The sequence below is a fragment of the Stenotrophomonas sp. YJH_SMC_131 genome, from assembly GCF_059367975.1.
In genome coordinates, this window is the sequence record NZ_JCAFRJ010000002.1 from 460336 (window position 1) to 472527 (window position 12192).

The window sequence follows — 12192 nt, forward strand, 5'->3', positions numbered from 1 at the left end:
CGAACGGGGAGCGGGGTCGGAGCCCTCCCTGGCGGGGGGATCCGACCCTGGGGTCAGATCCCTTTCCAGCGGAAAGGGCTCTGACCCCGGCCGTGGCAGATCAACGCTTTCCGCCGAAGATGCCACCCAGGATGCCGCGCACGATCTGGTTGCCCAGCTTGGTGCCGACGGTGCGCGTGGTCTGCTTGGCCATCGTCTCGATCATGCCCTGGCGGCGCTTGGTGCCGAAGATCGCATCCTTGATCGCCTGGCCGAAACCGCCTTCCTGCGCTTCGTCCTGTTCGCGGCTGCGCGCGGCCGGCGCCTGCGCCTGTTCGACAGTCTTCTGTGCACGCTGGGCCAGTAGTTCGGCGGCCGATTCGCGGTTGATCGCGGTGTCGTAGCGACTGCCGACCGGGCTGCCGGCACGCACCTGGGCGCGCTCGGCTTCGGTGATCGGCCCCATCCGGCAGCGTGGCGGCGCGATCATCGTCTGCTGCACCGGCATCGGGATGCCCTTGTCCTGCAGCGTGGAGACCAGGGCCTCACCAGTGCCGAGCTGGCTCAGCACCTTGGCCACGTCCAGCTTCGGGTTCGGCACGAAGGTTTCGGCCGCGGTCTTCACCGCCTTCTGGTCGCGCGGGGTGAACGCGCGCAGTGCGTGCTGCACGCGGTTGCCGAGCTGGCCGAGGATGTTGCCTGGCACGTCGTCGGGGAACTGCGAGCAGAAATACACGCCCACGCCCTTGGAGCGTATCAGGCGCACCACCTGCTCGATGCGCTGCACCAGCGATGGCGGCGCATCGTCGAACAGCAGGTGTGCCTCGTCGAAGATGAAGACCAGCTTCGGCTTGTCCAGGTCGCCCACTTCCGGCAGCTGCTCGAACAGCTCCGACAGCAGCCACAGCAGGAAGGTGGAGTACAGCTTGGGCTTGAGTACCAGCTGGTCGGCGGCGAGGATGCCGATCATGCCGCGGCCGTCGTGGTTGACGCGCATGATGTCGGCCAGCTCCAGCGCAGGTTCGCCGAAGAAGTGCTCGCCACCGTCCTGCGCCAGGCGCAGCACCGAACGCTGGATCGCGGCGATCGACTGCGCGCTGACCAGGCCGTACTCGGTGGAGATGTCCTTGCGCTCCTCGGCGACGAGGCCGAGCAGGGCGCGCAGGTCGTCCATGTCCAGCAGTAGCAGGCCGCGGTCGTCGGCCAGCTTGAACACGATGTCGAGCACGCCGGACTGGGTGTCGTTCAACTCGAGGATGCGCGCCAGCAGGGTCGGGCCCATTTCGCTGACGGTGGTGCGCACCGGGTGGCCCAGCTTGCCGTACAGGTCCCAGAAGAGGGTGGGGCTGGCGGCCGGCGCATAGTCGGCCACGCCGATCTCGGCGGCACGCTGGAGCAGGTTCTCGGCGCCGCTGCCGGGCACGGCCAGGCCGGAGACATCGCCCTTCACATCGGCCAGGAACACCGGCACGCCCAGTCGCGAGAAGCCCTCGGCCAGCGTCATCAGGGTCACGGTCTTGCCGGTACCGGTGGCGCCGGCCACCAGGCCGTGGCGGTTGCCGAGTTTCGGCAGCAGGGTGACGGCAATATCGTCGGTAATGCCTTTGCCGAGCAGAATCGGATCCATGGTCCAGCCCTTGTGATGAATAGCCCAATGTTAACCGCCGGCAGTGACGGTCCGAAGGTCGGCTTGCCCGGACCTTGGCGGCGCCGCTACTCTGCCTGCCTGTTTCGCACACAGTGCCATCAATGCCCGTTCCTGTCCTGATTTCCCGCGGTTGGCCGCTGCTGGCCCTGGCCGGCCTGGTTTCCCTGGCGCCCGACGCCCATGCGCAGCGGGTTTCGGCCCGGGACAAGGTGAAGGTGGATGCGCTGCAGCAGCGCATGACCGTCGCCGAAAAGCGCTACAGCGACGCCCTGCTGCTGGTCGCCAATGCCGACCCCAAGGGCAGCAACGAGGCCGACGCCGCGCTGGAGGACATGGAAGATGTCCTCAACGACTGCGTGAAGCAGAAGGGCTGCCAGATGGGCACCCTGCTGGCCAGCTACAAGCGCCTGCTCAAGCACGACGCCGATGCCGCTGCCAGCGATGACGTGGCCGACGAGGGGGGTGACCGCCTGGAAGCCGACCCGGATCACATCGGCCCGCTGACCGCGGATGTGCCCGAGGCCGCGCGCGCTGCCGCGCTGCTGAACGACAAGCGGCACGCCTTCGACAGCATGGTCGAGTACAACCCGGCGGTGCAGGCCGGCATCCGTCGCTGGCTGACCGACATGCGTCCTGCGCTGCTGACCAGCTACGAGAACTACCAGAACCTGCGCGCGGTGATGTGGCCGGAGTGGGAGAAGCGTGGCCTGCCCGAGGCGCTGCTGTTCGGCATCATGGCCAAGGAATCCAACGGCCGCGTGCACGCCTCCTCGCGTGCCGGCGCCGCCGGCCTGATGCAGTTCATGCCGGCCACTGGCCGTCGCTTCGGCCTCGGCCCGGATGGCACCGGCTTCGACACGCGCTTCGATGCGCGCAGCGCCGCCGAGGCCAGCGCCAGCTACCTCAACGAACGCCTGCGCGAACTGAACAACAACGTGGAAATGTCGGTGGCCGCCTACAACGGTGGCGAAGGCCGTGCCGCACGCGTGTTCAAGCAGAGCGCCGGCCAGAGCTTCTGGACCGACAGTGTCTACAACCAGTTCCCGGGCGAGACCAAGGACTATGTGCCGATGGTGATTGCCGCGGCCTGGATCTTCCTGCACCCGCAGCAGTATGGCGTGGAGTTCCCGAAGATCAGCGCGCAGCCGGCCACGCTGCGCCTGGCCAAGTCCACCACCATCTATGAACTGACCATCTGCCTGGGCAGCCACGGCACCCGTGATGGCTACATGCGCGCGCTGCGCAACCTCAACCCGCGCTATGAAGCCGATGGCTGGATTCCGGCCGGCACCCTGATCAACGCCACCACCCGCATCGCCGGGCTGTACCAGCGCAACTGCGTCAGTGGCCCGCGTGCCGACCTGGCCCGCACCCTGATCACCGCCGATCTGAACGCGGCGATCAAGCGCCCGACCGCGGCCAGCTACACCGGCAGCGTCGCCGTGGGCGGCGTGGTGCCGGTGGCCGACGCTGCGGCCTCCACCAGTGTGCCGACCACGCCGGTGGCGGCGGTGGCGACGCCTCGCCCGGCGCCGGCCGCGCGCCCGAAGCCGGTGCGCAGCCACAAGGTGGGCAAGGGCGAGACCCTGGGCGCCATCGCGGCGAAGTTCCAGTGCGACGTGCCGACCCTGGCCCGCGCCAACGGCCTGAAGGCCCCGGCCTACAGCCTGCGTCACGGCCAGACGCTGAAGCTGCAGGGCTGCGACAAGTAATTCCCCCGACCCCTGGAACCCGCATGGATCTCGAAGACACCCGCAACCTGTTCGCCAACCTCCGCGAAAACACCGACTGGGACATCAACGGCCCGTTGCTGTGGGGGTACTTCTTCGTGCACTCCACTGCTGAGCCGTTGCAGGCACTGGCAGAGCACCTGCAGGCGCAGGGCTACACCTTCGTGGAACTGTTCGAACAAGATCCGGAAGAGGGTGACGCGCCGTTCCACGTGCTGCATGTGGAGCGCGTGGAGATCCACGACGAAGCCTCGCTGGACCGTCGCAACCAGGAATTCGCAGCGCTGGCCGCGGAGAAGGGCGTGGAAGACTACGACGGCATGGACGTCGGCCCGGCCCCGGCCCTGCAGTAACGCGCGTACCGGTAGTGCCGGCCGCTGGCCGGCATCCCGTTGTGGAAAAGGGGACGGAGGGGATTAAGTCGTTTATGCATAAACGACTTAATCCCCTCCGTCCCCTTTTTATCAGCGCAGCTTCGCCAGGGCCTGGCCCAGCTGTACCGGGCTTTCGGCGCCCAGCTGCGGGGCGAATTCGGCCACGCCCGGCGGCAGCAGCACGATCACGGTCGAGCCATAGTTGAAGCGTGCCATCTCGGCAAAACGCTCCAGCCTGATGCCCTGGCCGCGGTAGTCCTTGCGGGTGATGCGGTCGCCGTAGTGCGGAATCTCCTCGCCGCTCCACACGGTTTCCACGCCGGACACCAGCAGTGCACCGACCATCACGCTGACCATCGGGCCGAAGCTGGTATCGAAATGGCAGACCAGGCGTTCGTTGCGTGCGAACAGGCGCGGTACGCCGTTGACGGCCGCCGGGCCGACACTGAACAGGCGCCCTGGCACGTGCACGGTTTCACGCAGGGTGCCGGTCCAGGGCATGTGCACGCGGTGGTAGTCGCGCGGGGACAGGTACACGGTGGCGTACAGGCCGTCGTTGTACGGCTTGGCATCCTCGTCGCCGCCCAGCAGTTCGGCGGCGGTGAACGACTGGCCCTTGGCCTGGAAAATGCGGCCGGCCTCGATCCTGCCGAGCTGGCTGATGCGGCCGTCGGCCGGCATCACCAGGCTGCGCGGATCGGCATCGGCCACGCGTGCGCCCGGCTTCAGCGCACGGGTGAAGAACTGGTTGAAGGTCGCATAGCTGCGCGGGTCCGGGTTGGCCGCTTCGTCCAGGTTGACGTTGAACTTGCGGGTGACCGTGTCGATCAGCCAGCGCGACACGCGCGGATCGTCCGAGTACGCCAGCGAACGCGCCATCGAGGACAGCAGGCGGTGGGGCAGGGCATACGTCAGGGCGGTGGTGAGGCTCATGGGGCGGTTTTCTCGGTCAGCTTCTGCAGGTCGCGGGCGATCGCCGGCGCGTTGAACGGGGGGCGTACCAGGCCGGCGAGGCGGCCCTGCGGGTCGAGCACGGCCAGGCTGGCCGAATGCTCGACCGTGTAATCCTCGGGGTTCTCGTCGAAATGCTTGCCCGGCACCTTCTGGAACACGAAGCCCAACGAGGTGGCGAAGCGCTCCAGCGAGGGAACGTCAGCGGTGGCGGCCAGGGTGTCCTTGTGGAAGCCGTGCACGTACTCGCCCAGGCGGGTGGCGCTGTCGCGGTCGGGGTCGACCGAGATGAACAGCACGCGTGGGCGCAGGCTGTCGGGCAGGGCTTCCCACTGGTTCTGCGCGCCGGCCAGCGCGGCCAGCGTGGTCGGGCAGACGTCCGGGCAGAAGGTGAAGCCCAGGAACACCAGGGTCCAGTGGCCCTTCAGTTCGCCCGGGATCAGGCGGGTGCCGTCGGACTGGGCCAGGTTGAAGTCAGGCAGTTCGCGCGGCTGCGGATACAGCGTGATCGCTTCGGTGGCCGGGGCATTGGCCGGCGGCTTCGGCGCGAACACCTGCTGGGCGGCCAGCAGGCCGAGACCCGCCGCCAGGGCGATCAGCAGGATGATGCCGGCGTTGCGATTGAACATGGGGGCTCCCGCGCGAAGTGGGCCCCATCATACCGGCTGTGGCCCGAATCGTTTCCGCCGCAACGGATGCCGCCACGGGCGCCAGCCCCTATAATCGGGGGCCACTTTGCCCGCAGTACCGCCATGACCGCTGAAACGGCCGCCGAACTCCACACGATCATCGATCTGATCCGCTACGGCACCAGCCGTTTCAACGAAGCCGGGCTGACCTTCGGGCACAGCTACGACAACGCGCTGGACGAGGCCACCCAGCTGGTGCTGCACAGCCTGCACCTGCCGCACGACCTCGGCCCGGCCTACGGCCAGGCGCGCCTGCTGCAGGCCGAAAAGCTGCGCGTGCTGGAGCTGTTCCAGCGCCGCATCGATGAACGCATCCCGGCCGCCTACCTGACCGGTGAGGCCTGGTTTGCAGGATTGAGCTTCAAGAGCGACAAGCGCGCCCTGGTACCGCGCTCGCCGATCGCCGAACTGATCGAATGCGGCTTCGAGCCGTGGCTGGCCGGCCGCGACGTGTACCGTGCACTGGACCTGTGCACCGGTTCGGGCTGCATCGCCATCGCCATGGGCCACTACTACCCGAACTGGCAGGTGGACGGCGTCGACCTGAGCGACGATGCACTGTCGCTGGCCGAAGAAAACAAGGAGCGCCTGCAGGCGCACAACGTCACCCTGATCAAGTCGGACCTGTTCAACGGCCTGTCCGGCCGCCACTACGACCTGATCGTCACCAATCCGCCATACGTCACCAACGACGAGACCGATGCCCTGCCGCAGGAATACTCCTACGAGCCGGAGATGGGCCTGCGTGCCGGCGACGACGGCCTGGACCTGGTGCTGAAGATCCTGCGCGATGCCCCGCTGCACCTGAGCGAGGACGGCCTGCTGATCTGTGAAGTGGGCGAATCCGAGCAGCATCTGGTCAAGCTGCTGCCGGAAGTCGATTTCGCCTGGATCGAATTCAAGGTCGGCCAGATGGGTATCTTCGCGGTTGAATGCCGCGAGCTGATCGCCCACAGCGCACGCATCACCGAACTGGCGGCGCAGCGCCCGTGAGCTCCAATTCGTTCGGCAAGCTGTTCACCGTCACCACGTTCGGCGAGTCGCACGGGCCGGCCATCGGCTGCGTGATCGATGGCTGCCCGCCGGGGCTGGCGCTGGACGCGGCCGAATTCGCCCACGACCTGCAGCGCCGCGCCACCGGCAAGAGCCGGCATACTTCGGCGCGGCGCGAGGCCGACGAGGTCGAGATCCTGTCCGGCGTGTACGAGGGCCTGACCACCGGCACCCCGATCGCGCTGCTGATCCGCAACACCGACCAGCGCAGCAAGGATTACGCCAACATCGGCCAGCAGTTCCGGCCGGGCCATGCCGACTACAGCTACTGGCACAAGTACGGCATCCGCGACCCGCGCGGTGGCGGCCGTTCCTCGGCACGCGAGACCACCATGCGCGTGGCCGCTGGCGTGGTCGCCAAGAAGTGGCTGGCCGAGCGCTTCGGCGTCACCGTGCGTGGCTACCTGTCGCAGCTGGGCGACATCACCCCGGCCGGTTTCGACTGGTCGGCGGTGGAAGACAACCCGTTCTTCTGGCCGCACGCTGCACAGGTGCCCGAACTGGAGGCGTACATGGACGCGCTGCGCAAGTCCGGAGATTCGGTCGGCGCGCGCGTGGACGTGGTCGCCGACAATGTGCCGCCGGGCTGGGGTGAGCCGATCTACGGCAAACTCGACGGTGAACTGGCTGCCGCGCTGATGAGCATCAACGCGGTGAAGGGCGTGGAGATCGGCGACGGTTTCGCCAGCGCCGCGCAGAAGGGCACCGAACACCGCGACCTGCTGACCCCGCAGGGCTTCGCCAGCAATCATGCGGGTGGCATCCTCGGTGGCATTTCCACCGGCCAGCCGGTGGTCGCCTCGATCGCGTTGAAGCCGACCTCCAGCCTGCGCCTGCCGGGCCCGTCGCTGGATACGTCCGGCAACGTGGTCGAGGTGGTCACCACCGGCCGCCACGACCCCTGCGTCGGCATCCGCGCCACCCCGATCGCCGAGGCGATGGTAGCGATGGTGCTGATGGACCAGGCGCTGCGCCACCGCGCGCAGTGCGGCGATGTCGGCACGATCACCCCGCGCATTCCCGGGCAGATCGATGGCTGACACGCGGCCGACCGTGTGGGTGAGCCAGCCGCTGATCGACACGGCCATCGCGCCGCTGCGCGATCGCGTGCAGCTGCGCAGCACCGACACCGTCACCGCCTGGGCGCCGGACCAGATCGCCGGACAACTGGCCAGCGCCGACGGCGCGATCATCACGCTCAACGAGCGCATCGGCGCGGCCCAGGTGGCCGGCGCCGCGCAGCTGCAGGTGATCGCCAATGTCGGGGTGGGCTACAACAACCTGGACGTCGACGCGCTCAGCGCCGCCGGCATCCTGGCCAGCAACACACCGGACGTCCTGACCGAAACCACCGCCGATCTCGGTTTCGCCCTGCTGATGGCCACCGCGCGCCGCATCACCGAGTCCGAGCGCTGGCTGCGCGAAGGGCAGTGGCAGCAGTGGTCGTTCCAGACCATGCTCGGTGCCGATATCCACGGCAGCACGCTGGGCATCCTTGGCATGGGCCGCATCGGCCAGGGCATCGCCCGTCGCGGCGCGCACGGTTTCGGCATGAAGGTGCTGTACCACAACCGGTCGCAGCTGCCGGCGGCGACCGAGGCGGAAGTGGGCGCGACCTATGTGGACCTGGATACGCTGCTGGCACAGTCCGACCACCTGCTGCTGGTGCTGCCGTACACGCCGGCCTCGCATCATCTGATCGATGCCGCCGCACTGGCGAAGATGAAGCCGTCGGCGACGCTGGTGAATATCGCCCGCGGTGGCCTGGTCGATGAGATCGCGCTGGCCGATGCGCTGGCCAACGGTCGCCTGGCTGCGGCGGGTCTGGATGTGTACGAAGGCGAGCCAACGGTACGCCCGGAACTGCTGGCGCTGCGCAACGTCGTGCTCACTCCGCATATCGGCAGCGCCTCGCTGGCCACGCGCACGGCGATGGTACAGCTGGCCGTGGATAATCTGCTTGCCGGGCTCGGCCTGGACGGCGGCCCGTCGCGGATGCCGAGCGCGATCAACGCTGACGCGGCGATGGCCGCGCGCGTGACGCTGGGCAAAAAAACCGGGAAACGATAGGGAACCTCCGCGCGCCCCGCTTGAGGAGGTTCCCCGAACCCAGCTGTCGTGCGTGTTTTTCCCCATTCCCGTTTTCGTGAGAGTTCCCCCATGAGCAATGCACAGCGCAGTTTCCACGTCGCCGTCGTCGGTGCCACCGGCGCCGTCGGCGAGACCATGTTGTCGATCCTGGCCGAGCGTGATTTCCCGGTCGGTACCCTGAGCGTCCTGGCCTCCGAGCGTTCGGCCGGTGGCGAGATCGAGTTCAACGGCCAGAAGGTCACGGTCCAGGACCTGGCCACCTTCGATCCGGCCGGCGTCGAGATCGCGCTGTTCTCGGCCGGTGGCAGCGTGTCCAAGGAATACGCACCGAAGTTCGCCGCCGCAGGTGCGGTGGTGATCGACAACTCCTCGGCCTTCCGTTACGACGATGACGTGCCGCTGGTGGTGTCCGAAGTCAACCCGGAACAGGTCGCCAACCGTCCGCGCGGCATCATCGCCAATCCGAACTGCTCGACCATGCAGATGCTGGTGGCGCTGGCGCCGCTGCACCGCAAGTACGGCATCGAGCGCATCAACGTCTCCACCTACCAGTCGGTGTCCGGCGGTGGTCGTTCGGCCACCGAGGAGCTGGGCAAGCAGACCGGCCAGCTGCTGAGCTTCCAGGAGATCGATCCGCAGCGCTTCCCGGTGCAGATCGCCTTCAACCTGATCCCGCACATCGACGACTTCCAGGACAACGGCTTCACCAAGGAAGAAATGAAGCTGATCTGGGAGACCCGCAAGATCCTCGGCGACGACAGCATCCTGGTGAACCCGACCGCAGTGCGCGTGCCGGTGTTCTACGGCCATTCCGAGTCGGTGGCGATCGAAACCCGCGACAAGGTCACCGTGGCCGAAGCACGTGCGCTGCTGGAGCAGTCGCCGGGCATCGAAGTGGTGGACCGTCACGAGGCCGGTGGCTACCCGACCCCGGTCACCCACGCCTCGGGCACCGACGCGGTGTACGTCGGCCGCATCCGTGAGGACCTGTCGCACCCGCGCGGCCTGAACCTGTGGATCGTATCGGACAACGTGCGCAAGGGCGCCGCCCTGAATGCCGTGCAGCTGGCCGAGCTGGTCGCCGCCGAGCAGCGCTGATCACAGCGGTTGCCTCACCGGTAGTGCCGGCCGCTGGCCGGCATTGCCCTGATGGCACGTGCGTGTCTGCCGGCCAGCGGCCGGCACTACCGAAGGTCCCCATCGGTGGGTGCGGACCGCGGTCCGCACGCTTTATAGTGTCGCCATGAACAAACGGGCCAGGGGCGCAAAGCGCCCCCTCCTCTATCTTTCCACCGCGCTGCTGGCCCTGGCCAGCAGTTCGGCGCTTGCCCTGGGCTTGGGCGACATCCGTGTCCTGTCCAAGCCGGGCCAGCCCCTGCTGGCCGAAATCCCGGTGGTCTCGGCCGATCCGTCCGAGCTGGAGAACCTGCGTGTCGCGTTGGCCTCACCGGTCACCTTCGAGCGCGTCGGCCTGCAGCGGCCGACCGGGCTGGTCGGCGAACTGCAGTTCGAACTGACCCGCAATGCGCAGGGCAGGGCAGTGGTGCGGGTGACCTCGCAGACGCCGGTCGAGACCCCGTCGCTGAGCTTCCTGATCGAGGCGGACTGGGGCCAGGGCCGCCTGGTGCGCGAGTACTCGGCGCTGGTCGATGCACCGTCCAGCGCACTGGCCGTGGCCGAGCCGGAAATCGTTGCACCCGCAGGTACGCTCTCCAACACCATCGCCCGTGAGGCCGCCCCGGCGCCCGCCGCCGCGGAGAGCGTGAGCGCGCCTGCGCCGTCCACCGCCACCACGCCGGCACCCGCACCGGCTCGCCCGCGTGCAGTGGCTGCACCCGCTGCCGCACCGGCAGCCGATGGCAGCGTTACCGTCCAGCGTGGGCAGACCTTGTCGCAGATCGCCAGCGTGGTGGCCCGCGGCAACCAGGTCAGCCGCGACCGCGCAATGATTGCGCTGCTGCGGGCCAACCCGGAGGCCTTCATCCGTGGCAACGTCAACCTGCTCAGGCAGGGCGCCGTGCTGCGTATGCCCGGCAGCGATGCACTGGCGGCGGTCGATGCCGCCGAGGCCGCCGCGCTGGTGCGCGAGCATGCCGCACAGTGGCGTCAGGCGCGCACCGTGCCGCAACCGGCGGGTACTGTCGCCCCGGTCGCCACGGCGGGAACCACGAAGGCTTCTTCCCCGGCTGCGGCCACTGGGGCACGACTTGAAATCGCTCCGGCGCTGGCCTCCGACGCCGCGCACGCGGGCACAACCACCGGCACTGCAGCCGGCAGCGAGGGTGACATGCTGGGCAACGAACAACTGCGCCAGGCACGCGAGGACATCGCGACCCGCGATGCCGAGATCGGCGAGCTGAAGCAGCGGGTGGCCGACCTGGAAAAACTCAAGGAACAGCAGCAGTCGCTGATCGCGATGAAGGACAACGACCTGGCCGCGGCGCAGCAGCGCCTGGCGCAGGCACCGGATGCCCGCGATGCGGCAACGCCGTGGTACTGGCTGGGTCTGCCGGTGCTGTTGCTGGCGGCCGGCGCGGCCTGGCTGCTGCGTCGTCGCAAGCCGTCGCCACTGCCGCCGCTGCGCGAGGAAGGCGACGCCGCCGGCCTGGCCGCTGCGGTACCGGCCGGCGCGGCGCTGGATACGCTGGCCGAGCAGTCTTCGTGGTCGACGGCGGTGTCCGACAGTGGCCGCCAGGAACCGGCGATGCCTGCCTGGGCGACCGAAGCCGAGGTGCAGGATGACGTGGCTGCCGAAGCGGTCGCCGACGTCGCCGCCCAGACTGACTGGCAGGCGCAGACGCTGCGCGATGACGAAGTGGTGGAGCTGCCCGGGGCCGTGACCGACCTGCCGCGCTGGGACGAGCCGGTGGCCATGCAGGACACCCCCGTGCAGGATGAGCCGCCCGCGCAGGCGGTCCCTGACGAGATCGCAGTACCGGACTACGCGCTGCACGCCGAACAGCAGCCGCAGTTCCGCGGCGTGTTCGACCTGCCGGCCGAGCATCATGACGGCGGGGATTCGAGCGCGGCACCGCACGACGCGCTGGCCGCGGCCGCGCATGAAGACGGTACTGCCGCGCCGGCCAGCGATGCCGGCTGGGCGCCGCGCGCCGGGCAGGAACGCCTGGAACTGGCCATCGCCTACCTCGACCTGGGCGATGCGCAGACCGCACGGACGTTGCTGCTGGAAGTGGCCGAGGGCGGCGACCTGCACTGCCAGGCCCAGGCTCGCGAACTGCTGGCCCGCCTGCCGTGACCGAACCCGCCGACAAGGACCGTGCCATGAGCCGCGAGCGCCGTATCGACTACGTTGAATTCGCCTCCAGTGACCCGGCCGACAGCCGCGCCTTCTTCGAAAAGGTGTTCGGGTGGTCGTTCGTCGACTATGGCAGCGACTACACCGCCTTCGACGATGGCCGCCTGCAGGGTGGCTTCTTCCGCGGCCAGCCGCAACGAGCCAGTGACAGCGGCGCGCCGCTGCTGGTGCTGTATGCCGACCAGCTGGCGCCCATCGAGGCAGCGGTGCGCGACGCTGGCGGCGAGATCGTACGGCCGGTGTTTTCTTTCCCCGGTGGCAGCCGCTTCCAGTTCGTCGAGCCCGGTGGCAACGAACTGGCGGTCTGGTCCGAACGCGATCCGGCCTGAGCGCCGCCCCTCCCGCAACATCGAGGTAGCAC

11 protein-coding genes are annotated in these 12192 nt (G+C 68.4%); 8 read left to right on the forward strand and 3 right to left on the reverse strand.

Features of this window, described 5'->3' with window-relative positions; genetic code table 11:
- Positions 1-100: 100 nt before the first annotated feature.
- Positions 101-1606: a helicase HerA-like domain-containing protein gene (locus AC5P56_RS05880; protein ID WP_046431840.1), complete on the reverse strand. Its 1506-nt coding sequence runs from the start codon at positions 1604-1606 to the stop codon at positions 101-103.
- A gap of 122 nt (positions 1607-1728) precedes the next feature.
- On the opposite strand from AC5P56_RS05880, the gene AC5P56_RS05885 reads away from it, so the two are divergent.
- Both AC5P56_RS05885 and AC5P56_RS05890 read left to right on the forward strand, forming a co-directional pair.
- The gene (locus tag AC5P56_RS05885) at positions 1729-3339 is read left to right on the forward strand and encodes a transglycosylase SLT domain-containing protein (protein ID WP_014647898.1); all 1611 of its coding nucleotides are present in this window, start codon (positions 1729-1731) and stop codon (positions 3337-3339) included.
- Positions 3340-3362: 23 nt separating this feature from the next.
- Positions 3363-3710, forward strand: coding sequence for a ribonuclease E inhibitor RraB (locus AC5P56_RS05890; RefSeq protein ID WP_046431838.1), 348 nt, complete (start codon positions 3363-3365; stop codon positions 3708-3710).
- 111 nt (positions 3711-3821) lie between these two features.
- On the opposite strand, the gene asd is transcribed toward AC5P56_RS05890, so the two are convergent.
- Together asd and AC5P56_RS05900 are read right to left on the reverse strand one after the other, a co-directional pair.
- Positions 3822-4664, reverse strand: coding sequence for an archaetidylserine decarboxylase (gene asd / locus AC5P56_RS05895; protein ID WP_126411216.1), 843 nt, complete (start codon positions 4662-4664; stop codon positions 3822-3824).
- Positions 4661-5311 (reverse strand): SCO family protein, encoded by a 651-nt coding sequence (locus AC5P56_RS05900; protein WP_014647895.1) that lies wholly within the window; start codon positions 5309-5311, stop codon positions 4661-4663. Before AC5P56_RS05900 ends, asd begins: the two co-directional genes overlap by 4 nt.
- Positions 5312-5434: 123 nt before the next feature.
- Here AC5P56_RS05900 and prmB point away from each other — a divergent pair, with 123 nt between their 5' ends.
- The 6 genes from prmB (at position 5435) to AC5P56_RS05930 (ending at position 12160) form a co-directional block, all read left to right on the forward strand.
- Positions 5435-6364 carry a 50S ribosomal protein L3 N(5)-glutamine methyltransferase gene (gene prmB, locus AC5P56_RS05905; protein ID WP_014647894.1) on the forward strand — a complete coding sequence of 310 codons (930 nt, stop codon included), beginning with the start codon at positions 5435-5437 and terminating at the stop codon, positions 6362-6364.
- A complete protein-coding gene (aroC, locus tag AC5P56_RS05910; protein ID WP_014647893.1) occupies positions 6361-7464 on the forward strand; it encodes a chorismate synthase in 1104 nt (367 codons plus the stop codon). The genes prmB and aroC overlap by 4 nt, the downstream gene beginning before the upstream one ends.
- Positions 7457-8494 carry a 2-hydroxyacid dehydrogenase gene (locus AC5P56_RS05915; RefSeq protein ID WP_197605854.1) on the forward strand — a complete coding sequence of 346 codons (1038 nt, stop codon included), beginning with the start codon at positions 7457-7459 and terminating at the stop codon, positions 8492-8494. The genes aroC and AC5P56_RS05915 overlap by 8 nt, the downstream gene beginning before the upstream one ends.
- Positions 8495-8584: 90 nt before the next feature.
- The gene (locus tag AC5P56_RS05920; protein ID WP_014647891.1) at positions 8585-9613 is read left to right on the forward strand and encodes an aspartate-semialdehyde dehydrogenase; all 1029 of its coding nucleotides are present in this window, start codon (positions 8585-8587) and stop codon (positions 9611-9613) included.
- Between the two features lie 145 nt (positions 9614-9758).
- On the forward strand, positions 9759-11771 hold the full coding sequence (locus tag AC5P56_RS05925) for a FimV/HubP family polar landmark protein (RefSeq protein WP_046431834.1): 2013 nt from the start codon (positions 9759-9761) through the stop codon (positions 11769-11771).
- A gap of 26 nt (positions 11772-11797) precedes the next feature.
- Entirely contained in the window at positions 11798-12160 is a 363-nt protein-coding gene (locus tag AC5P56_RS05930) for a VOC family protein (protein ID WP_014647889.1), read from the forward strand.
- Positions 12161-12192: the final 32 nt, after the last annotated feature.

Coding starts and splice junctions, on each gene's coding strand:
- AC5P56_RS05915 (WP_197605854.1), top strand. CDS start 7,457: ATGGCTGACACGCGGCCGACCGTGTGGGTGAGCCAGCCGCTGATCGAC.
- AC5P56_RS05880 (WP_046431840.1), bottom strand. CDS start 1,606: ATGGATCCGATTCTGCTCGGCAAAGGCATTACCGACGATATTGCCGTC.
- AC5P56_RS05885 (WP_014647898.1), top strand. CDS start 1,729: ATGCCCGTTCCTGTCCTGATTTCCCGCGGTTGGCCGCTGCTGGCCCTG.
- AC5P56_RS05930 (WP_014647889.1), top strand. CDS start 11,798: ATGAGCCGCGAGCGCCGTATCGACTACGTTGAATTCGCCTCCAGTGAC.
- AC5P56_RS05890 (WP_046431838.1), top strand. CDS start 3,363: ATGGATCTCGAAGACACCCGCAACCTGTTCGCCAACCTCCGCGAAAAC.
- AC5P56_RS05900 (WP_014647895.1), bottom strand. CDS start 5,311: ATGTTCAATCGCAACGCCGGCATCATCCTGCTGATCGCCCTGGCGGCG.
- AC5P56_RS05925 (WP_046431834.1), top strand. CDS start 9,759: ATGAACAAACGGGCCAGGGGCGCAAAGCGCCCCCTCCTCTATCTTTCC.
- asd (WP_126411216.1), bottom strand. CDS start 4,664: ATGAGCCTCACCACCGCCCTGACGTATGCCCTGCCCCACCGCCTGCTG.
- prmB (WP_014647894.1), top strand. CDS start 5,435: ATGACCGCTGAAACGGCCGCCGAACTCCACACGATCATCGATCTGATC.
- AC5P56_RS05920 (WP_014647891.1), top strand. CDS start 8,585: ATGAGCAATGCACAGCGCAGTTTCCACGTCGCCGTCGTCGGTGCCACC.